The 19,884-nt window shown below is 72.2% G+C and carries 15 protein-coding genes; 4 read left to right on the top strand and 11 right to left on the bottom strand.

Annotated features, from left to right (window positions below):
* Positions 1-53: 53 nt before the first annotated feature.
* The 5 genes from E2C05_RS16785 to E2C05_RS16765 form a co-directional block, all read right to left on the bottom strand.
* On the bottom strand, positions 54-818 hold the full coding sequence (locus E2C05_RS16785) for a LutC/YkgG family protein (RefSeq protein WP_133220799.1): 765 nt from the start codon (positions 816-818) through the stop codon (positions 54-56).
* Positions 819-930: 112 nt separating this feature from the next.
* A complete protein-coding gene (locus tag E2C05_RS16780) occupies positions 931-2,352 on the bottom strand; it encodes a LutB/LldF family L-lactate oxidation iron-sulfur protein (protein ID WP_240046766.1) in 1,422 nt (473 codons plus the stop codon).
* 65 nt (positions 2,353-2,417) lie between these two features.
* A complete protein-coding gene (locus E2C05_RS16775; protein ID WP_133220797.1) occupies positions 2,418-2,825 on the bottom strand; it encodes a low affinity iron permease family protein in 408 nt (135 codons plus the stop codon).
* A gap of 60 nt (positions 2,826-2,885) precedes the next feature.
* A complete protein-coding gene (locus E2C05_RS16770) occupies positions 2,886-3,764 on the bottom strand; it encodes a phytanoyl-CoA dioxygenase family protein (RefSeq protein ID WP_133220796.1) in 879 nt (292 codons plus the stop codon).
* Positions 3,765-3,834: 70 nt separating this feature from the next.
* Complete coding sequence (locus E2C05_RS16765) at positions 3,835-5,175, bottom strand: ABC transporter substrate-binding protein (RefSeq protein WP_133220795.1); 1,341 nt, start codon at positions 5,173-5,175, stop codon at positions 3,835-3,837.
* 132 nt (positions 5,176-5,307) lie between these two features.
* Here E2C05_RS16765 and E2C05_RS34210 point away from each other — a divergent pair, with 132 nt between their 5' ends.
* On the top strand, positions 5,308-6,558 hold the full coding sequence (locus tag E2C05_RS34210; RefSeq protein ID WP_200305181.1) for an alpha/beta fold hydrolase: 1,251 nt from the start codon (positions 5,308-5,310) through the stop codon (positions 6,556-6,558).
* Between the two features lie 122 nt (positions 6,559-6,680).
* Here the strand turns inward: E2C05_RS34210 and E2C05_RS16755 are convergent, their stop codons facing one another.
* The 5 genes from E2C05_RS16755 to E2C05_RS16735 form a co-directional block, all read right to left on the bottom strand.
* A complete protein-coding gene (locus E2C05_RS16755; RefSeq protein WP_133220794.1) occupies positions 6,681-7,499 on the bottom strand; it encodes a sugar phosphate isomerase/epimerase family protein in 819 nt (272 codons plus the stop codon).
* Positions 7,500-7,502: 3 nt separating this feature from the next.
* Complete coding sequence (locus tag E2C05_RS16750; protein WP_133220793.1) at positions 7,503-8,660, bottom strand: dihydrodipicolinate synthase family protein; 1,158 nt, start codon at positions 8,658-8,660, stop codon at positions 7,503-7,505.
* A gap of 144 nt (positions 8,661-8,804) precedes the next feature.
* Entirely contained in the window at positions 8,805-9,959 is a 1,155-nt protein-coding gene (locus E2C05_RS16745) for a Gfo/Idh/MocA family protein (protein WP_133220792.1), read from the bottom strand.
* A gap of 65 nt (positions 9,960-10,024) precedes the next feature.
* Positions 10,025-10,690, bottom strand: coding sequence for a methyltransferase family protein (locus E2C05_RS16740; RefSeq protein ID WP_133220791.1), 666 nt, complete (start codon positions 10,688-10,690; stop codon positions 10,025-10,027).
* A 52-nt stretch (positions 10,691-10,742) separates the two neighbouring features.
* Positions 10,743-12,440 carry an acyl-CoA dehydrogenase family protein gene (locus E2C05_RS16735; protein ID WP_133220790.1) on the bottom strand — a complete coding sequence of 566 codons (1,698 nt, stop codon included), beginning with the start codon at positions 12,438-12,440 and terminating at the stop codon, positions 10,743-10,745.
* 432 nt (positions 12,441-12,872) lie between these two features.
* Here E2C05_RS16735 and E2C05_RS16730 point away from each other — a divergent pair, with 432 nt between their 5' ends.
* From E2C05_RS16730 to E2C05_RS16720, 3 genes are all read left to right on the top strand, one after another.
* The gene (locus E2C05_RS16730; protein WP_133220789.1) at positions 12,873-13,310 is read left to right on the top strand and encodes a CBS domain-containing protein; all 438 of its coding nucleotides are present in this window, start codon (positions 12,873-12,875) and stop codon (positions 13,308-13,310) included.
* A gap of 210 nt (positions 13,311-13,520) precedes the next feature.
* Positions 13,521-13,739, top strand: a complete 219-nt coding sequence (locus E2C05_RS16725) for a hypothetical protein (protein WP_133220788.1) — start codon at positions 13,521-13,523, stop codon at positions 13,737-13,739.
* Positions 13,740-13,797: 58 nt separating this feature from the next.
* Positions 13,798-16,101, top strand: a complete 2,304-nt coding sequence (locus tag E2C05_RS16720; protein WP_133220787.1) for a xanthine dehydrogenase family protein molybdopterin-binding subunit — start codon at positions 13,798-13,800, stop codon at positions 16,099-16,101.
* A 52-nt stretch (positions 16,102-16,153) separates the two neighbouring features.
* On the opposite strand, the gene E2C05_RS16715 is transcribed toward E2C05_RS16720, so the two are convergent.
* Positions 16,154-19,884: eCIS core domain-containing protein (locus tag E2C05_RS16715; RefSeq protein WP_133220786.1), on the bottom strand; the 3,731-nt coding region annotated here is incomplete at its 5' end.

Genomic DNA, 19,884 nt, shown 5'->3' with positions numbered 1-19,884 from the left:
GGGGGCGGGGCGGCGTCCCCGCCGCTGGTCGGGCGCCGCGCCGGCATCGGTCGTCAGTCGCCGGGCGGGGCGAGGCCGCCCGGCTCGGCGACGCGCGGCGGCGCCTGCGCATCGCCCATCGGCAGGGCGGCCGGATCGTCGTCCACCAGGATGATGTGCAGCCGCCGGGGGCCATGCGCGCCGAGTTCCAGCGTCTGCTCGATATCGGCGCTGCGGGACGGGCCGGTGACGAACATGATGTTGCGCGGCATGAAGCCGCCCGACACGGCATCGTGGCTTTCGGCCCGCAGCCGGTCCCAGGCCTCCTCATAGGCGCCGACGATGGCGCTGGCGCGCAGCACCACCACCTCGGTCTCCGCCAGCAGGTTCAGGGTGGTCGGGAGGTGGGGGGAGGACGGCAGCATGAGCGTCCCGGTCTCCGCGATGCCGGCCCAGCCATGCTGCAGGCTGACCTGGTCGGTGGCCTGGGCGCGGCGGCGCTCGATCTCCAGCAGCGGGCGGTCGGACCAGGGGATCGCGTCGAATTCCGGATGCGGCGCCATGGCCAGGCGCGGCGGCAGGTTCTGCCCTGCCAGGTAGTCGGCCAGCGCGGGCGGCACCCCGGCCAGGTCCGGCACGCGGGCGACGGTGCCGAACTCCTTCTCGACGTTGCGGATGAACAGCGCGACCTGGTCGGGCCGCGGCAGGCGCGACCGGGCCGGGATCAGGTGGCGGGGATGGGCGGCGAGGCGGCCGCCCAGCATCGCCTGCTGGTCCGCCGGCAGCGGCCCGCGCTTCAGCCCGCGCCGGATGGCGCCGAGGATGGCCTCTTTCGTCATGGGCGGGTGCTAGCCCGTCCGGGGCGGCACGGGAAGCGGCCGGCGGCGGCCGCGGATGGAACGCCCCCCGGGCCACGCCGCCCGCGGCCCGGCGTCACGGCCGGTCGCCGCGCTATCGCCGCTGCCTGGCGTAGCGCGCCATGAAGGTGCCGCCCGGTTCCGGAGCCGGCAGGTCCCGCCCCCGGGTCCAGCCGCCGGCCAGGGGCAGCGACCGGAAGGCGCCCTTGCCGCGCCCGAGCAGCCCGAGCACGCCGATGGCCGCCCGCGTGGCGAGGCGATAAGCGCGCGGCCGCCGGGCGAACCAGGCCCAGAGGCCCAGGTTGCTGCGCTGGGCCGCGGGGGTCAGGTGCCGCTCGAACTCCCTCTCCCGCCAATGGCGCATCAGCTTGGGCAGCGGGATCTTCACCGGGCAGACGCTCTCGCACTTGCCGCAGAAGGTGGAGGCGTTGGGCAGCATGCCCGTCTTGTCGATCCCGACGAGGGAGGGCGTGAGGACGCTGCCCATCGGGCCCGGATAGACCCAGCCATAGGCATGGCCGCCGACCGCGCCATAGACCGGGCAGTGGTTCATGCAGGCGGCGCAGCGGATGCAGCGCAGCATCTCCTGGAACTCGGTCCCGATCATGTTGGACCGGCCATTGTCCACCAGCACCACATGGTATTCCCCTGGCCCGTCCAGGTCGCCGGGGCGGCGGGCGCCGGTGGAGAAGGTGGTGTAGACCGAGAAATCCTGGCCGGTGGCGCTGCGCGCCAGCAGGCGCAGCATGTTGGTCGCGTCCTCCAGCGTTGGGACCACCTTCTCGATGCTGGCCAGCGCGATATGGACCCGCGGCAGGGTCTGGGTCAGGTCGCCATTGCCTTCGTTGGTGACGATGACGCTGCTGCCCGTCTCCGCGATCAGGAAATTGGCGCCGGTGATGCCGACATCGGCCTGCAGGAACTGCTCGCGCAGCTTGGTCCGCGCCTCGGCCAGGATATCGCGGCGCTCGGCGAAGACGCGGTCGGCCGGCAGGTCGGTATGCAGGCGGCGGAAATCCGCCTCCCAGTCCTCGCGGTTCAGGTGGAAGGCGGGGGCGATGATGTGGCTGGGATGCTCCTGCCGGAGCTGGAGGATGTATTCGCCGAGGTCGGTCTCGACCGGGCGGATGCCGTTGGCTTCCAGATGCGCGTTGATCCCGAGTTCCTCGGAGATCATCGACTTGCCCTTGGTGACGGTGCGGGCGCCGGCCTTGCGGCAGATCTCCAGCACCGTGGCGCGGGCATCGTCGGCGGTGCTGCACCAGTGCACCGTGCCGCCGGCCGCCTCCACCTTCGCGGCATAGGCTTCCAGGTAGAAATCCAGGTTGGCCAGGGTGTGGTTCTTGATGTCCCGGCCGATGTTCCGCAGCTGCTCGAATTCCGGCAGGTTCGCCACCGCCTGGGCGCGGCGCTGCAGGAAGGCGCCCTTGGCGGTGCCCAGCGCCTTCTGCAGGCCGGGATCGGCCAGGGCGCGGGCGGCATTCTCCTTGAAGGCGGGCGAGGTGATGGCGACCACGGGCATCTCCTGTCTGCCCGCAATGTAGCGCCTGCGGCGGTTCTGGTCAGGGGGCCGGGAAGGCCCTATCGCCGCGCGCCCGCCAGGGGCAGGGCTTCCCGGACCACCGCCTGGCTGGCCTCCGCGACCCGGCGCAGCTCCTCCCGCGTCCGGGCCAGCTCCTCCTCGCTCTGGTCCTCCAGCGCGATCAGCCGGTTGTGGGCGCCCTGGGTGGCGCGGATCAGCTCGTCCAGCTTGGCATGAATCGCCTGGGTGTCGCGGTTCTGGGCATGCTGGATCAGGAAGACCATCAGGAAGGTGATGATGGTCGTGCCGGTATTGATCACCAGCTGCCAGGTATCCGAGAAGCCGAAGACCGGCCCGGTGGCGGCCCAGACCAGCACCACCGTTGCCGCGGCGACGAAGGCCCAGGACCGTCCTGCTTGGCAGGAGGCCCCTTGGGCGATGCGGGCGAAGACGGAGGGCTCGCGCATGGGTGGGAAACGCCCGCGCGAAAGTCCTCGTTCCGCCCCTGCGGGTTAAACCCTGGCCACCTACTCTGCCGCCGCGGCGAAGAAGCGGTTCTTCAAGCCCTTCTGGTTCTCGTAGATCGAGCCCTGCTTTTCCGCCGGCGGCAGCGGCAGGCGCACCGGCACATCCGCCAGGCGCGGGCTCAGTCCCGGCGTGCCGGCGACCATCAGCCGGTCGAAGGCCTCGATCCCCTCGGGGAAGCCGAGCAGCGGCCAGGCATCGGCGGCGCGGAATTGGAACAGTAGCAGACGCCGGTCGCGGTTGGAGGTATTGGGCGCCGAACCATGCACCGCCCGCACATGGTGCACCGTGATGGAGCCGGCCTTCCCGGTCAGCGGCACCGCCTGCGTGTAGTCCACCTCCCGCTTGCCGGGGTCCATGGCGCCGCAGAACCGGCCATCCTCCCCATGGTGGTCGTAGACCATGGGTTCCCTGTGGCTGCCGGGGATGATGAGAAGCGGGCCGTTTTCCAGCTCCATGTCGTCCATCATGACGCCGACGGCCGCCAGGTCGTCATTGGTGTGCGGGTAGAAGGCCCAGTCCTGGTGCCATTCCACCGCGGCGCCGAAGCCGGCGGATTTCAGGTTCAGCTTCGCCGTGTCGAAGCGGATGTCGGGGCCCCAGAGCGACTGCAGCACCGCGACGATGCCGGGGTGGCGGACCAGCTTCCCATAGGCGTCATGGTGCAGGTGCGGCGCCTTGATGCGGCGGACGCGTGGCTGTGCCGGGCTGTGGCTGTCCTCCAGGTCGTAGACCGCGTCATGCGTGGTCACCTGCCGGGCGCGGTCGACAAAGCCGTCGGTCACGGCGCGCAATTCGGCGACCTCGGCCGCGCTCAGCACGTCCGGTACCACAATCGCGCCGATGCGGTCGTATTCCGCCTTCTGGGCTTCAGTCAGCATGGCCATTCCTCCCGTGATGCATCCGGCCGGCCGGTTCACGCCCTCGGCCGCGCCTCGGGCGATCGGACGGCTAGCCCCTGTACCAACGCTGGGCCGCGCGCTGCGCTTCCCGCATGCTGTCCGCTGGGCGCTGCTGCCCGGTGGCGACGCGGGCGAACATGTCCACCACGACCCAATTCTCCAGCACCGCGCCGGCCGCAGCCGAGATCGGGCCACGATACCCTTCGTAGAAGGGCGTATCCATGGCGTCCTTGTACACCGCCAGCTTGGGGTCGGAGGACCAGACCGCGCTTTCTGCATAGGATTTCAGCGGCTGCGACCAGTAGCCGAGGCAGCCGGTCAGCCAGCGGTCGTACTGCTCCGCCTCCATCATGAAGCGGAGATACTCTTTCGCCGCATTCGGCACGCGGGTGTAGCGCGGCACCATGGCGTTCAGGGTCAGCGCCGTCTCCGGCGCCTTGGTGGCGGCGCCATAGGGCATCTCGGCATGCTCGGTATCCGCCGCCACCGCATTCTGCGCCGGGTCGCTGCTGGTCTTGGCGGAGTAGTAGATGGAGACGCCGTTCTGCGTCAGCCCGATCTCCCCCGCCACGAAGGCGCGATTGTTGGAGGCACCGTTCCAGGACATGGTGCCGGCCACCATCGTCTCCTGCATCGCCCGTGCATAATCCAGCGCGCGGGCGGTCTGCGGCGTGTCCAGCGTGACCTTCCCTTCCTCGTCGGTCAGGGACGCGCCATGCGACCAGAGAAGCCAATTGGCATAGGCCGGCGCATCGCCCGGCGCATGGGACAGCGCGAAGCCGCAGGGCCGGCCGATGCGCTTCAGCCCGCGGCAGAGCTCGAGGAACTGCCCGAGGTCGTTCGGGATGCGGTCGAACCCCGCTTCCTTCACCCAGGACCGGCGATAGACCACCGGGCTGGTGGTGCCGCCCATCGGCAGGCCGAGCCATTGGTTCGTCCGGAACTTCTTCCCATAGACCTGCGCCAGGTCGAACCAGCCGCCGTATTTCGCGCCGAGATATTCGGCGAGGTCGGTCATGTCCGCGACCTTGTCGGCATAGAGATGCGGGTCGGCGCCGAAGCCGATGACGACGTCGGCACCCTGGCCGGTGTTGTAGGCGACGGCGACCTGCACCGGCATGTCCGGCCAGTTCACGTAATCCACCCGCACCTCGATGCCCGTGCGGTCGGTGAAGCGCTTCGTGTTCTCGTTGAAGATGGCCTCGTCCGGGTCGATGAACTTGGCCGGCCGCAGCACCCGCAGCCGGGCGCCGCGTTCCAGGGCGTAGCGCGGCGGCTGGACATCCGCGGCAGGGATGGCGCGGGCCGGCAGGGCGCCGGCGGTCAGCAGCCCGGCGCCGAGCGCCATGGCCTGGCGCCGGCCGGGCCGGCGCGGTGCGTCCTGGGTCATCCTTGGTCCTCCCGGCGGTCGTTGCCGCAACGGGCAGGCTACCGGCCGCTTGCCGCCGGCGGCAAGCGGCGTGACCGACACATCCGCCGGCGATAGCCTGCCAGCCAAAGGACGGAAGGGGAGGGATCGCCCATGGACCAGGCAATGACCGCATGGCCGGCGCGCGTTGCGGAGGATGCGGCCCTGGCACGCCGCGGCCGCCACCTGGATGCCGATGTGCTGATGGAGGTGGGCGAGAAAGCCTGGCTCGCCTGCATCCGCCGCGGCCAGGTGCTGGAATTGCGGCCCGGGCCCTTCGTGCTGCCCGCCTTCACGCTCGCCTTGCGCATCACGGCGGAGGGCATGGCGCGCTTCCTGGCGCCGGCGCCGGTCGCCGGCTGGAACGACCTGCTGGCGCTGCGCCGCCAGGGCGCACTGCGGATCGAGGGCGACACCGCGGTGTTCTTCGCCCATCTCGCCTGGTTCAAGGGCGCGCTGGCGCTGCTGCGCCAAGCCGCGCCGCCGAAGCCGGACCCCGCGCCTTCGCCCCGGGGCGAGCCTGCTTTCGAGCCGATCTCCGGCCGCTACCTGCGCATGGACATCGAGGGACGGCCGCACCGTGTCTATGTCGAGGAGGCCGGGGAGGGCACGCCGCTGCTGCTGCTGCACACCGCCGGCAGCGACGGGCGGCAATGGCGGGACCTGCTGAACGACGCCGACATCACCCGCCGCTTCCGCTGCATCGCCTTCGACATGCCCTGGCACGGCAAGTCCTCCCCGCCCGCGGGATGGGAGCGGGAGGAGTACCGGCTGACCACGGCCGGCTATACCGGCCTGGTGATGGCGGTGGCGCGGGCGCTGCGGCTGGAGAAACCCATCGTCATGGGCTGCTCCATCGGCGGCCGCATCGTGCTGGACCTGGCGGCGGAACACCCGAATGCGCTGCGCGGCGTCATCGGCCTGCAGGGCAGCGCCTTCACCGGCAGCTACTACGACCTCTCCGTCCTGCACCACCCGCGCATCCATGGCGGGGAGGTCTGTGGCGCCATGGTCTCGGGCCTGATCGGCCCCTCGGCGCCCGACCCGGAAAAATGGGAGACGCTGTGGCACTACATGCAGGGCGGCCCGGGCGTGTTCCGCGGCGACCTGCATTTCTACGCCGAGGAAGGCGACCTGCGCGGCAAACTCGCCCGCATCGACACCGCGCGCTGCCCGGTGGCGCTGCTGACCGGCGAGTTCGACTATTCCTGCCGGCCGGAGGACACGCGGGCGACGGCGGCGGCCATCCCGGGCGCGAAGGCGGTGATCATGCCGGGCCTTGGCCATTTCCCGATGAGCGAGAATTGGCCCGGGCTGAAGCCGCATCTGCTGCCGGTGCTGGAGGAGATGACGGCGCGCCGATAGGCCGCAGCGGTGCGGGGAGGGGCCCTGCTCCTCTCGGGCGGTGGCGGCAGTGCCGCCGCCCCGCCAAAGGCCGAAGGGCCCCTGGAAGCCACGGGCTCGCTGGCGACCTCCGGCAGCCCGCCTCAGCAGGCCGTCGCGTGGCGCCGCTTCATCAGGTCCAGCACCTCGTCCGGATCCTCCCGCCACCAGCGCTTCGAGAGGATCTCCACCTCGATGAAGCCCGTGTAGCCCGCGGCTTCCGCCATGGCGCGGATGCGCGGGATGTCGATGCAGCCATCGCCCATCATGCCGCGGTCGAACACCGTGTCGGTGGTCGGCACCAGCCAGTCGCAGGCATGGAAGGCGGCGATCCGCCCCTGGGCCCGCGCCACCTGCCGGTCCAGATCCGGGTCCCACCAGACATGGTATACGTCGAGCGCCACGCCGGTGCCGGCGCCCAGGTCGTCGCAGAGGTCGAGCGCCTGGGCCAGCGAGCTGAGCACGCTGCGGTCGGCGCAGGTCATGGGATGCAGCGGCTCCAGCGCCAGGGTCACGCCGGCGGCGCGCGCCTCCCCCAGGATCTCGTGCAGCCCGTCCCGCACCATCGCCCGCGCGCCTGGCAGGTCCTTCGACCCCGGCGGCAGCCCGCCGCAGACCATGACCAGGCAGGCGGAACCCAGCTCGGCGGCCTCGGCGATGGCGCGGCGGTTGTCGTCGATGGCGCGGCGGCGGCCGGCGGCGTCGGCGGCGGGGAACATGCCGCCGCGGCAGAGGCCGGTCACCATCAGCCCCGCCTCGCGGATGCGCCGCGCCGCTTTCGCCACGCCCATGGCCTGCAGCACGTCCCGCCAGGGCGAGATGCCGGGGATGCCATGGCGGGCGCAGCCCTCGATGCACTCGGCCAGGCCCCAGCGTTCCTTCACCGTGACGGTGTTGAGGGAGAGGGGTCCGGGCTTCGGCACGCTTCAGCCCACCCCGTGCAGGGCCAGCAGCGTGCGCATGCGGGCGGCGGCCAAGTCCGGGTCGCGCAGCAGGCCGGCGGCATCGGCCAGGCGGAACAGCTCGGCGAAATGCCCGATGCTGCGGGCCGATTGCTGGCCGCCGACCATGGTGAAATGGTCCTGGTGGCCGTTCAGCCAGGCGAGGAAGACGACGCCCGTCTTGTAGAAGCGCGTCGGCGCGCGGAAGACATGGCGGGACAGCGGCACGGTCGGCGCCAGGATGGCGTGGAAGCCGGCCAGGTCGTTCTGCGCAAGCCGCGCCAGCGCCCCGCCCACCGCGGGCGCGATCGGGTCGAAGATGCCGAGCAGGGCGTCGGAATAGCCCTGGCCGTCGCCGGCGATCAGCTCGGGGTAGTTGAAGTCGTCGCCGGTGTACATGCGCACGCCGGCCGGCAGGCGGCGCCGCATGGTGATTTCCTTCTCCTTGTCGAGCAGGCTGATCTTCACGCCGTCCACCTTGGCGGCGTTGGCCTGGATGACCGAGAGCGCGGTCTCCATGGCCGTGTAGTGCTCGGCATGGCCCCAGTAGCCGTCGAGGGCGGGGTCGAACATCTCGCCCAGCCAGTGGATGATCACCGGCTCCCGCACCTGGCTCAGGATGCGGGCATAGACCCGCTCGTAGTCGGCCGGGCCGCGCGCCGCCTTGGCCAGCGCGCGGGAGGCCATGAGGATCAGCCGGCCGCCGAGCCTCTCGATGGCCTCGCACTGCTCCTCATAGGCGCGGATGACATCGTCCACCCTGACGTCCGGGCCGGGGGCGAGGTGGTCGGTGCCGGCGCCGCTGGCCATCACCGCGCCGGGCACGTCCCGCATCGCATCCAGGCTGCGGCGGATGAGGTCGAGCGCCGCCGCCCAGTCGAGGCCCATGCCGCGCTGCGCCGTGTCCATCGCCTCCGCCACGCCGAGGCCGAGCGACCAGAGATGCCGGCGGAAGGCGATGGTGCGGTCCCAGTCGAGCTTGGCGTCCAGCCACGGGTCCTGCTCCGCCCGCGGGTCGGCGACGACATGCGCAGCGGCGAGGGCGATGCGCGGGAAGGGCGGCACCGCCTTCGGGAAGTCGCGCGGCGGGCTGAGGGTGAAGGGCGCGAGGCCGTCCGCGCCGGGCAGGGTGATGGTCGGCATGCTCGCGTCTCCACGCAGAGAAGAAAGAAAGGGCGGGGGAGAACCCCCGCACCCCCCTTTTTCCGTGAGTCTCGCATTCGCCGCGCGGCGCGCGCCAGACTCATGGAAATAGATGGGGGTCCGGGGGAATACCTTCCCCCGGGCTTATGCTTCGAGTGGCTCCAGGTCGATCCAGCGCCGCTCGCGCCAGCTTCGCAGCCCGGCCTCGGCGAGTTGCACGCCGCGGGCGCCGGCCATCAGGTCCCAGGGGAAGGTCTCCACCTCCCCCGCCAGGTGGCGCAGGAACATCTCCCATTGCGCGCGGAAGCCGTTCGGGTAGTCCTGCGTGGCAGGCACTTCCTGCCAGCCGGCGAAGAAGTCGATCGGCTGCGGGATGTCGGGGTTCCAGACCGGCTTCGGCGTGTTCACCCGGCTTTGCGTCCAGCATCGCTGCAGCCCGGCCACCGCCGAGCCATGCGTGCCGTCCACCTGGAAGGTGGCCAGGTCGTCGCGGCGGACGCGCGTGACCCAGGAGGAGTTGATGTGGGCGACGACGCCGCCGCGGAGCTGGAAGGTGGCATAGGCGGCATCGTCCACATCGGCCGCGTAGGGCCTGCCATCCTCGCCGATCCGCTGCGGGATATGGGTGGCGCCGAGGCAGGAGACCGCCTCCACCTCTCCGAACAGGTTGTCCAGCACGTAGCGCCAGTGGCAGAGCATATCGAGGATGATGCCGCCGCCCTCGGCGGCCTTGTAGTTCCAGGAGGGGCGCTGGGCCGGCTGCAGATCGCCCTCGAACACCCAGTAGCCGAACTCGCCCTTCACGCTGCAGATGCGGCCGAGGAAGCCGCTGTCGATCACCATCTTCAGCTTGCGCAGGCCGGGCAGGAACAGCTTGTCCTGCACCACGCCGTGCTTGATGCCGGCAGCCTTCGCCCGCCGCGCGACGTCGAGCGCATCCTCCAGCCGGTCGGCGGTGGGCTTCTCGACATAGATGTGCTTGCCGGCGGCGATGGCGCTGCGGATCAGCCCGGCGCGGAGCTGGGTGGTGGCGGCGTCGAAGAACAGCCCGTCCTTCGGGTCGGCCAGGCAGGCGTCGAGATCCGTGCTGACGCGGGCGATGCCATGGGCGCGGGCCAGCGCCTCCAGCCTCTCGCGGCTGCGGCCGACCAGGACGGGGTCGGGCATGACGCGGTCGCCATTGGCCAGCCGCACGCCGCCATCGGCGCGGATGGCGGCGATGGAGCGCACCAGGTGCTGGTTGGTGCCCATCCTGCCGGTGACGCCGTTCATGATGATGCCGATGCGGCGTTCCGCCATCCTCGGACCCTCCCGTTTTGCCGGCAGCCTGGGGCCGGCGCGGCGCGGGGGTCAAGGCGGGCGGGTCACCACAGTCCCGGCAGGAAGCGGTGGCGGACCCGGGCGGCATAGGCGGCGTAGCCGGGCAGGCCGGTGCGCAGCGCCGCTTCCTCCCACCCTGTGCGCAGCGCCAGCAGCGCGGCGAGGACCGGCACGCCGAGCAGCCCGGCCGGGCTGCCCAGCACCAGCGGCAGCGCGAGGAACAGCAGCAGCGCGCCGCCATACATCGGGTGGCGCACCCAGGCATAGGGGCCGGTGTCGACCACGCGGTGGCCGCGGCCGCTCTGCACCCGCACGGCCGGGGAGGCGAAGCTGTTGGCGGCGAAGGTCCAGGCGATGACGGCATAGGCGGCCACGAAGAGCGCGGCGCCGAGCAGGTGCAGCGGCAGCGGCCAGGCGGGGCGATGCGCCGCCCCCATGCCGGCCAGCCAGGCGAACCAGAGCAGGCCGATGCCGAGCAGCAGCAGCTTGTCCCGCCGCGGCTGCTCGGCATGCATGGGCAGGGTCATGCGTTCGCGCAGCAGCGCCGGGTCGTGCCGCAGCAGGAACACGCCGGCCATGAGGCTGCCCGTGCCGAACAGCCCCAGCAGCGCCCAGCCCGCCGGCCATCGGCTGGTGCCGGCCCCGCCGAACAGCGCCAGGCCGAGCAGGAGGAGGAGGACGCCGGTCTGGAGCACGAGCCTGATCAGCATGCAGACTCACAGAAATAGAGGAGGGTGCGGGAGGATACCTCCTCCCGCATTCTTACTGCGCGAGGAGTCGGTCGAGCAGATCGTCCGGCACGGCCTTGTCATCATCGGCCAGCGGGTCCTTCGGCAGCACCCGATGCGTCAGCACCAGCTTGGCGAGTGCCAGCCGCGCAGGGTCATCGAGTCTCTGCGCCTCCCACGCCATCGCGGCGGCGCTGGTCAGGTGGTACAGCGCGCTCGCCGCCTGCCGTGCCAGCGCCGGGTTCTCCTGCGCCCGCTCCGCCAGTGCCGCGGCGCGGTCGAACAGCGGCAGCGCGCCGGGCAGCGCCCCGGCATTGCCCAGCAGCCCGGCGACATGCGCCCGCAGCACGGGCAGCGACCGTTCCCGCTGCGCCGCCCGCAGCACGTCGAGCGCGACGATGTTGCTCGTGCCTTCCCAGATGCTGCCGAGATGCGCGTCGCGCAGCAGGCGCGGGTCGGGCCATTCCTCGATGTAGCCGCAGCCGCCGCGCACCTCCATGGCGTCGCCGGTGACCTTGCGGGCGTCGCGGCAGGCGCGGAATTTCAGCAGCGGCGTCAGGATGCGCAACAGGGCATGGGCGCCGTCCTCGCCGGCATCGCTCCGGCGGAGTGCCTCCGCCGCCTGGAAGACCATGCTGCGCGCCTGCTCCATCGGCAGGGCGAGCTTGAGGAGCTGCCGGCGCATCAGCGGCATGTCCACGAGGCGCCGGCCGAAGGCGATGCGGTGGCGGGCGACGTGCATCGCCTCCGTCACCGCGCGCCGCATCAGGCCGGCGGCGCGCATGCCGTTGGAGAGGCGGGAAGCGTTGACCATGTCCGCCATCTGCCGGAACCCGGCCTCGGGCGCGCCGACCAGGAAGGCCGTCGCGCCTTCCAGCCGCACCTCGCCGCTCGCCATGCCGCGGCTGCCCAGCTTGTCCTTCAGCCGCACGATCCGGTAGGCGTTGCGTGTGCCGTCCGGCAGGTCCCGCGGCAGTAGGAAGAGCGAGACGCCGCGCAGCCCCGCCGGGCCGCCCTGCCGGCGCGCCAGCACCAGGGCCATGCCGGCATCCGGGTTGCTGCAGAACCACTTGTCGCCGGTCAGGCGCCAGGTGCCGTCCGGTGCCTCCCCGGCCAGCACCGCGGTGGCGGCGATGTCGGATCCCGCGCCCTGTTCGGTCATGAACATCGCGCCCTGGCGCAGCGCGTCCAGGTCGGTGGCGGTCAGCGCCGGCAGGTAGCGCGCGACCAGGTCCGGGCCGCCGAAGCGGCGCAGGGTGCGGGCCAGGGCGTCGGTCATGGACAGCGGGCAGCACAGGCCGAATTCCGCCTGCACGAACAGGTAGGTCAGCGCGTATTTCGCCGCCGGCGGCATGGGCGCCGGCCAGCCCAGCACGCCGCCGCGATGCGACATGGCGGCCAAGCCGTACTCGGCGAAGGCGATCCGCTCCATCTCGCAGTAGGCCGGGTGGTACTCCACGGCCTGCACGTCATCGCCCCGGCGGGTGCGGTGCCGCAGCACCGGCGGGGCGCGGTCGGCTGTGCCGGCCAGGGTGTCCAGCCTGCCGCCGGCGAGGGCGCCCATGCGGTCCAGATGCGGCGCCAGATGCGCCAGCAGGTCGGCCGGGAGATAGAGGCCAAGCAGCGGCGCCAGCCAGGGATCGGCGCGCCAGAGGTTGAGGCCATGGCTGTCTGGCACGGCATCCGCCCCGGCGGGCGGGGCCGGCGGCTGCGCGATCGGGCCAAGATCCATGCGGCGTGTCCTCCTGCCCGGGAGCTTAGGGCGGGCCGTGCATCCATGCGAAGGCGCGGGGCTGCACGGCCCCCGGGCCTGCCGGCAGGGTGGCGCGTTCGGTCCCGGCGCCTGCCGGGCGCCTTGCCCGCGGCCGGAGGATGCGCCGCGAGGTCCGGCCCGCCTTGGACCGGTGCGGCGATGACGGGGCCGGATGGCGGCCGGGCCGATGATCGTTTCCAGAAAACATGACACATCTGTCAGCCTGAACTGACAGTGCGGGCAGCATCTGCTTGCGGCTATTACCGGCTTTACTGACGTTGACGCGTATTCACTGAACGTATGAAGAAGATTTAACGCCGTTCCGGGCGGTGCCGCCGTATCGGCACATTGCGTCAGCGCTGCCGCGTCCCAAATCGGTCGGTCGTCCGACCACAATAAGGAGGAGCGGTCATGACCATCGCCGTCGTGCTGAAGCAGAAGGGCCAGGACGTCATCTCGGTCGGGCCGGACACGGCGGTGGCCGAGATCGCGCACACCATCACTTCCCGCCGCATCGGCGCCGTGGTGGTACGGGAACCCTCCGGCCGGCTGGTCGGCATCGTCTCGGAGCGGGACGTGGTCAGCGCCATCGCGCATCATGGCGCCTCGGCGCTCGACATGCAGGCGCGCGACCTGATGACGCGGGACGTGCAGACCGTGACGCCGGAGACCACGGTGGATGCCGCCATGGAAATCATGGACAGCGGCTATTTCCGCCACCTGCCGGTCTGCTCGCGCGACGGGGTGCTGACCGGCATCGTCAGCATCCGCGACCTGGTGAAGCACAAGATCATGCTGCACCAGCACGACGTGGAAAGCCTGAAGGCTTATGTCAGCGGCATGGCCTGACGCCTGCCCTCCGGCGGAGGCCGGGTTGCGCCTGATCGGCGCGCAGCCGCCACGCCGACCCAGCGCGCGGCATGCCCGGCCGCCTTCGGCATCCGGGGTTGCCGGCCGCCCGACCTCCCCCCGCCCCCGCAGGCCGTGGCCGGCTTGTCGCCGGCCGCGGCCTGCGGCAAGGAAGCCCCGCCCATGTCACCCAGGGGGGAGGGGGAGAGAATGTCGGCCCAGGGCCCGGTCTATCTGCGCTGGCGCGCCGGTCGCCCGGCGCCGGAGGAGGAGCGGTTCGAGACGCTGGACGCCGCGCTGGACGCGGTCGAGGCGCGCTGGGACGCGATCCAGCACCAGGCGCCGCAGATCCTTGACGCCCGTCGCGTCCTGCTGCTGAGCACCGCCGAGCTTCTCTCCATGGCCGAGGAGGAGGACGGGGCCGGCTGACGGTTGCCGCCCCGGCCGGAGCCGGGGATCATCGCCCCTGGGACGGGGAGGGGCGCATATGGCAAGGTCCGGCATCGGCGGCACGCCGCGGCGGCGGGAGGATGCGCGCTTCCTGACCGGCCAGGGCCGCTACCTCGACGACCTGGCGGTGCCGGGCGTGACGGAGGCGGTGCTGCTCCGCTCCCCGCACGCCCATGCCGTCATCGAGCGGATCGACACCGCAGCGGCGCGCGCCGCCCCCGGCGTCCTGGCGGTGCTCACGGCCGCGGAGGCCCGCGCCGACGGCCTCCGCCCCATGCACCCGACCGCCGCAGCCAATGCCCAGACCGGCGAGGCCTTCGCCTTCCTGCCCCAGCCCCTGCTGGCGGAAGGCCGGGTGCGGCATGTGGGGGAGCCGGTGGCGCTGGTGGTGGCCGAGACCCGCGCCCAGGCGCTGGACGCGGCCGAGCTGATCGCCGTGGACTATGCCGCGTTGCCCGCCGTCACCACCGCCGCGGCGGCCCGCGCGCCGGACGCGCCGCAGATCGCGGCGGGCGTGCCGCGCAACACCTGCATGGACTGGCGCTGGGGCGACCATGCGGCGGCGGACGCCGCCTTCGCCCGCGCCGCGCACCGCATCCGCATCGCCCTGCACAACCACCGCATCGCCAGCAACCCGCTGGAGCCGCGCGGCGTGCTGGGCGCCTGGGACGACGCGGTCGGGCGCTACGTGGTCCATCTCTCCAGCCAGAACGTCCATGGCAACCGCGACCAGGCGGCACGGGCGCTGGGCGTGCCGCCCGATGCCATGCGCTTCGTCGCGCCCGATGTCGGCGGCGGCTTCGGCGCCAAGAATTTCCTCTATGCCGAATATGCGCTGATCCCCTGGGCGGCGCGCCGCCTCGGCCGGCCCGTGCGCTGGATCGCCACGCGGACGGAGCTCTTCCTCAGCGACCACCAGGCCCGCGACCATGCGGCGGTGGCCGAGCTGGCGCTGGACGCCGAAGGGCGTTTCCTGGCGCTGCGGGTCGAGAGCGACGCCAATCTCGGCGCCTATCTCATCGGCGGCACCGGCGGCGTGCATACCAGCCAGTATGTCCACCTGCAGGGCACCGCCTATGCCATCCCCGTCGTCGCGCTGACGACGCGCATGGTGCTGACGAACACGGTGCCGCTCGGCGTCACCCGCTGCCCCGGCTTCGCCGAGGCGATGAACCTGCTGGAACGGCTGATCGACCAGGCGGCGCGGGACTGCGGCTTCGACCGCGCGGACCTCCGCCGGCGCAACCTGGTCGCGGCGACGCCGATGACCAACGCGCTGGGCTTCACCGTGGACAGCGGCGATTTCCGCGCCTGCCTGGACCGCGCGCTGGAAGCGGCCGACCTGCCCGGCTTCCCCGAAAGGCGGGCCGGAAGCGCGGCGCGCGGCCGGCTGCGCGGCCTGGGCTTCGCCCTGCACCTGAAGGGCACCGCCGGCTCGCCCGAGGAGAATGCAGAGATCCGCTTCGAGGCGGATGGCGGCATCGCCCTGCTGGTCGGCACCCAGACCATCGGCCAGGGGCACGAGACCACCTTCCCGCAGATCCTCGCCGAACGCCTGGGCGTGCCGGAGGCGCTGATCCGCCTGCATCATGGCGACACCGACCTGGTGCCGATCGGCGGCGGCCATGGCAGTTCCCGCGCCACCTATATGGGCGGCACGGCGATCTGGCGCGCGGCGGACGGCGTCATCGCCCGCGGCCGCGCCGTCGCCGCCGCGCATCTGGCTGTGCCGGAGGCGGCGGCGCGCTTCGAGGACGGGATCTTCGCCGCGCCCGGCACCAACCGCACGCTCGGCCTGATGGAGGCGGCGGCGCTGGCGCGGGAGGCCGGCGCGCCGCTCGACAGCTATCACCGCTGGACGCGGGAGCACCTGACCTACCCCAACGGCGTGCATGTGGTGGAGGTGGAGGTGGACCCGGAGACCGGCACGACGGCGCTGGTCCGCCACCTGGCCGTCGAGGATTACGGCGTGCTGGTGAACCCGATGGTGGCGACGGGGCAGGCGCATGGCGCCATCGCCCAGGGCGCCGGCCAGGCGCTGCTGGAGCATGCGGCCTATGACCCGGAGTCGGGCCAGCCGCTGGCCGCCAGCTTCCTCGACTACCCGCTGCCGCGCGCCGCCGACCTGCCGGATTTCGCGGTGGGGTTCAGTCCGACGCGCTGCACCACCAACCCGCTGGGGGTGAAGGGCGCGGGGGAGGCGGCGATGGGCGGCATCGTCCCGGCCATCGGCAACGCCATCCAGGATGCGCTGGCGCCGCTGGGCGTGACCACCTTCGACGGCCCGGCGACGCCGGGGCGGGTCTGGCAGGCGATCCGGGCGGCGCGGACCGCGCGATGACCCGGCATGGGCCAAGCCCCACCGCGCGTGGTCTGGCCGGGCGCCGCCGGCGCTACACCACCTGGTCGATGACTTTGCCGATGGTCGCCATCGGGTCGATCTGCGGCACGGTGAACTCCACGTCGCTCAGCGCCAAGCTGAAGGGCTTGCCTTCCTCGTAGCGCAGCGGGAATTTGACGCCGAGCCGCAGCCCGCTGCCCATCTCCAGCGCCGCCAGCGCCCAGGTCTTCTTGTAGAGCTCGATGCTGGTGACGAAGAGGTCGGCCTCGACCAGCGCGAAGCCGGACAGGTCGAAGCGCAGCTTCGGCTCGGCGAAGAGCTCCGCCGCCGCCTCGATCGCCAGCCCCTTGCCGGGCCGCCAGTCGATGTCGACGCCGGCCCTCAGCGCGCCCTCCAGCCCCAGCCTGCCGCCTGCCTCCAGCCCGCCCTGCACGCTGATGAGCGGCAGTCCGGCGCCGATGCCGGCGCGGACGAAGACGCGCAGCCCGGCATCCGCCGGCACGGTCAGGTGGGCGGTGCCCTTGACCTCCGTCTCCTCCTCCCGCGCCGGATTGTAGTGGACCGAGAGCGAGAGGTCGGTCAGCTGCCCCGGCCCGATGCCGGCGCCCACCTGCGCCCCGCCGGTGATGTTGGCGAAGATGCCGACGCGCTGGCCGGCGACGGCGAAGCCCAGGATCGGGATGTCGAGCCCGATCTTGAACAGGTCCTTGTCCAGCCGCTTCGCTTCGAACAGGTCGATGGCGGCGGGCAGGCCGATGCTGCCATCCACCGCCACCTGGCCGTCCGGGTGGAAGGTGAGCCCCGCCGTCGCCTGCAGCCAGGGGGCGAGGCGCAAGGTGGCGGACCCGCCGCCGAACAGCGTCAGCCGATCCGTCGGCGGGCCGGCGGGCACGCCGTCCGGCCCCACCGCCTGGTTGCTGGCGCCGATGGTGGCGGTGCCGCTGAGCATGCCCTTGGCGAAGCCCAGGGTCCCTCGGGCGAGGAAGCCGCCATCCTCGTACTGCGCCGCCACCTCCCCGGCGATGCCGGGAATGGCGGGGGTGAGGCTGCCGGCCGCCTTCACCGACCAGGCCTCGCCCTTCTGCGCCAGCGCCGCCTTCAGCGTGCCGCCGGAGAAGCCGGGGATGGTGCCGAGCGTGAGGTCGCCGGCGATGGACAGGCCGGTCTCCGCCGCGTGCTCGACCTTGAGCTTGCCGTCCTTCACCGCGGGGATGCTCGGCGTGACCTCGCCTTCGGCCGAGAGCCGGTCCTTGTCGTAATGCGCCTTGATGGTCGCGGCCTTGATGCCCTTGATCTTGCCTTCGGCGATCGACAGCGTGCCATCGGCACCGAATTCGCCGGCCTTGTACCAGGCCTTCAAGCTGGCCTGGCTGAACAGGCTGGTGTCGAATTCGAAGCTGCCGGACAGCGCGACGCCGACCGTGCCCGCGCTCGCCTCCAGCACGCCGCGGCCGACCCGGTCGATCTCGAGCGCCAGGCTGCCGCGAGCGCCGATGCCATCGGTGCCGGCGATGATGGCCAGGCTGGAATTGGTGATCCGCACCGGGCCGGGGATGGAGAGCTCCCCGGGCGAAAGCTCCGCCTCCAGCCGCAGCTCGCCACCGTCGAATTCGGCCGCCAGCATGGTGTTGGCCAGCAGCGGCAGGGTCGGCTTGATCTCGCCGCGGGCATAGAGCGCGGCGGCGCGGAATTCGATGGTCGTCAGCGTGAAGGGGCTGGCGCCCGGCACCTCGGTCTGGATCGCCGGGATGCGCTTGGTGTCGAGCACGGCGGCGTTGCGCAGGCCGGGCATGGGCGCGACCGGGATGGTCAGCTCCTTCGGCGTCACCGCCGAGCCCTTCCGCGGCAGGATCCTGCCCTTGAACTCCCCGCCGCCAGGCGAGGCGTAGGTCAGCGACGTCGCCTGGAAGCCCGCGAGGCTCAGCGCGTCCAGCTGCGTCACCGCACCCTTCGCCTTGTCGTAGGGCAGCGAGAGCTGGCTGCCGCCGAGGCGGTTGGTGAAGAGCGAGAGCTGGCCGGCCTTGCCGCCGAGCTTCTCGATCTCGGATTGCGGCAGCGGCTCCAGGCTCTTGATCGGCTCGGCCTGGCCGACCGGCCCGAGTTCCCAGGTGAAGGGACCGGCCGAGGGCGTGCCCTTCGGCGTCACCTTCGCCACCGTGATGGGCGCGGCGTCGTTGTAGCGCAGCTTGTTGTAGCCGGGGACGGTGTAGGCCTTGCCGAAGGCGGCCTGGGCCGAGTCCCGCAGGGCGTTCACCCTGGCCCGCACCTCGCGGTCGATCCCGCGGCCGGATTCGCCGTTGGCGGTGCGGTCCAGCAGCCAGAAATTCGCCGGGCCATGGTCACCGCCCAGCTGCAGTTCCTTCTTGTGGTCCACCTCCATCAGGGTCAGCGCCCCGGCGGCGTTCCACCAGGGCCGCAGCGCCCGCTGCGCGATCTCGGCGTCCGTGCCGACCAGGTGGAACTGCCCCTTCGCCCCCTTGACCGAGAAGAAGAAAACCCGAGGGTTGGAGGTCTCGTCCGTCGCCGGGTTGTCGGGGTCCCGCCGGACGGTCTGCTGCGCGTCGTCGCCCTTCTTGCGGATGGCGTCCTGGATCGCCTTGCCGTTGGCGGCCAGCGCCTTCTCCCAGAGCTCGGACTGGGTATCGATCTTGTTGGCGGCGTGCCTCGCCTCGGTCTGCTTGCGGGTCTCCGGCTTCAGGGTGAGCGGGGCAGAATTCAGGGTCGCCTTGAAGCCGAACATCTCGATCTCGGCGAGCTCGACCGACTCCACCTCGGTCTTCGACTTCATCTTCAGCCTGCCGAGCTTGCCGTTCACGAACAGGCCCTGGCTTGGATCGCTGGCGGCATCCGGCGGCGCGGGCGCAGCAGGCGCCGCCGGCGCGCCCGGCAGCGGCGCGCGCTGTACCTGCGGCGCGGCATCGCCGCCCTGCTGCAGCACATGCGCGACCTCATGGCCCATCAGTTCCAGGTCGCCCGCGCTCTCGCCATGGCCGAGGAAGATGTCGCTGCCCTGGGTCATGGCGCGGGCCTGCAGCAGCGCCGCCGCCTGCTGCGCCGCGGGCCCGGCATGCAGCCGCACGGCGGAAAGGTCGGCGGCCAGGCTGCCTTCCAGCACCGCCCGCGTGGCCGGCGGCAGCGGCTGGGCTTCCCCCGCCCGCGCCGCCGCCATGGCCTGGGCGGCATCCCCGCCCGCGGCACCCTCGCCGCCGCCAGCCACCGCGGCGCGCGCGACCTCCGGTTCCGGGTCGGGCGCCCCGTGCCGCTCGGCCGGGGCCTTCCGCACCGGCATATCCTGCTTCTGGTGCGCCGCGGCCTTGAGGACCGGCGCCTGCTTCTCCGGCGCCGGGGCCTTCTGCACCGGCATCTCCTGCTTCAGGGGCGCCGCGGCCTTCAGGACCCGTGCCTGCTTCTCCGGCGCCGGGGCCCTCCGCACCGGCTCCCGCGCTTCGGGCTTCGCCGCCAGCTGCACCGGCGGCTCGGTCGGCTTGATCTTCTCGGCGCGCCGCACCGGCGCCTGCCGCTCCGCGCCGGTCGCGGGCATCGCCGCCCTTGCAACCGGCTTCGCCTGGTCCCGCTGGTCCTCCTTCGGGGCGCGCTGCACCGGCGGCGCCGCCCCGCCGATGCCGGGTGCCGGCGCGCCGGACTTCACCGCGCGGCCAACCGCCTCCGCCTCCCGTTCCTGCGGCGAATGCGGCGCGCCGATCGTCAGCCCGCCGCGGGCATAGGCCGGCACCGCGCCGGCCTGCGCCGCCGCGCGCTTCACCGCCGGCGCCGCGCCGCCCG

Origin of the sequence: Paracraurococcus ruber (assembly GCF_004353985.1) — a bacterium.
In the GTDB taxonomy this organism is placed as follows: Bacteria; Pseudomonadota; Alphaproteobacteria; order Acetobacterales; family Acetobacteraceae; genus Paracraurococcus; species Paracraurococcus ruber.
The sequence above is the reverse complement of the archived record's forward strand: the minus strand, read 5'-3'. Positions and strand labels throughout refer to the sequence as shown.